At 62.5% G+C, this 1,259-nt stretch carries 3 protein-coding genes; all 3 read left to right on the top strand.

Annotation, left to right across the window (positions count from 1 at the left end; translation table 11 throughout):
* A partial coding sequence (locus KKP04_RS15235; protein WP_215033524.1) for a transposase occupies window positions 1-274 on the top strand: 274 nt, incomplete at its 5' end.
* Between the two features lie 10 nt (window positions 275-284).
* Window positions 285-638, top strand: a complete 354-nt coding sequence (gene tnpB, locus KKP04_RS15230; protein WP_251134183.1) for an IS66 family insertion sequence element accessory protein TnpB — start codon at window positions 285-287, stop codon at window positions 636-638.
* Between the two features lie 63 nt (window positions 639-701).
* Window positions 702-1,259: IS66 family transposase zinc-finger binding domain-containing protein (locus KKP04_RS15225; protein WP_215033521.1), on the top strand; the 558-nt coding region annotated here is incomplete at its 3' end.

Genomic DNA, 1,259 nt, shown 5'->3' with positions numbered 1-1,259 from the left:
TTCGGACGTGGCTCGGCGTCATGGTTTGCGGCCTCAGCAATTGTTCAATTGGCGCAACGAGTTTCGCAAGCGGAAGACCGGGCTCGTGTTTGGAACGCCGGCCTTTGCGCCAGTGATGATCGCCGATGATCCTCCCACGGCGCCGGCCGAAGCGGCGAAAGCGGCGGCTCCAGTTGCTGAAGCTCCCCTGATCGAAATTGTGCTTGGCGGGGCGACGGTTCGCACGCGCGGCGCTATTGACACCAAGGCTCTTGCGGGGTGCTTCGCGCGGTGAAGGCCGTCGCATGATCGTGCCGCCAACCAACGTGCGGGTGCTGATCGCGACGAAGCCGGTCGATTTCCGCAAAGGCGCTATGGGGCTCGCAGCGATCGTGGAGGCGGAGTTCAAGGCCGATCCATTTTCGGGGGTAATCTATGTGTTCCGCTCGAAGCGGGCGGACAGGATAAAATTGCTGTTCTGGGATGGAACCGGCGTATGCCTTCTGATCAAGCGCCTGGAGAGTAGTCAATTTCGCTGGCCTAAGATCGAGGGCGGCGTGATGCGTCTTTCGCCGGCGCAGTTGTCCGCGCTTCTCGAGGGGCTGGATTGGACCCGGGTTCACGCGCAACGGGTTCAGCGGCCAACGGCGACACTATAACTTACCGGCGCAAAGCCAGCAATTTCAACTGGAAGTTGGGCACAAATCAGTGAAACTGCCGTCATGATCGCAGCTTCGCCCGATGCGCTTCCCAACGATGTCGACGCCTTGCGCACGCTCGTTCTTGCCGAGCGGACTGCGAAACGGCTGCTCCTTGAAGAACGCGATGCGCTCAACGCGGCCAACGAGAAGCTTCATCATATTATCGCCGTGCTGCGGCGGGCGCGCTTCGGCCGCAAATCCGAGCGCTTGAGCGAAGACCAACTCGCCTTGGTCCTGGAAGAGCTTGAGACCGGCAGCGCCAAGGTGGAAGCCGAAGAAGAGAAGAAAGACGAAAGCCTGAAGCGCGAGCGGGCGAAGAAACGCCGCGCGAACCGAGGCGCGCTTCCCGCGGCCCTGCAGCGGATCGAACAGATCATCGAGCCGGACAACACGCTCTGCCCCTGCTGCGGCAAGGCCATGCACGTGATCGGCGAGGAGAGGTCCGAACGCCTCGACAAAATCCCGGCGGTCTTCCGCGTGATCGTCACCCGCCGTCCCAAATACGCTTGCCCTTGCGGGGAGGCCGTGGCTCAGGCGCCTGCGCCGCCGCGGCTGATCGAGGGCGGCATTCCCACCGAA

Source organism: Rhodomicrobium sp. Az07, from assembly GCF_018619475.1.
Lineage (GTDB): Bacteria > Pseudomonadota > Alphaproteobacteria > Rhizobiales > Rhodomicrobiaceae > Rhodomicrobium.
The sequence above is the reverse complement of the archived record's forward strand: the minus strand, read 5'-3'. Positions and strand labels throughout refer to the sequence as shown.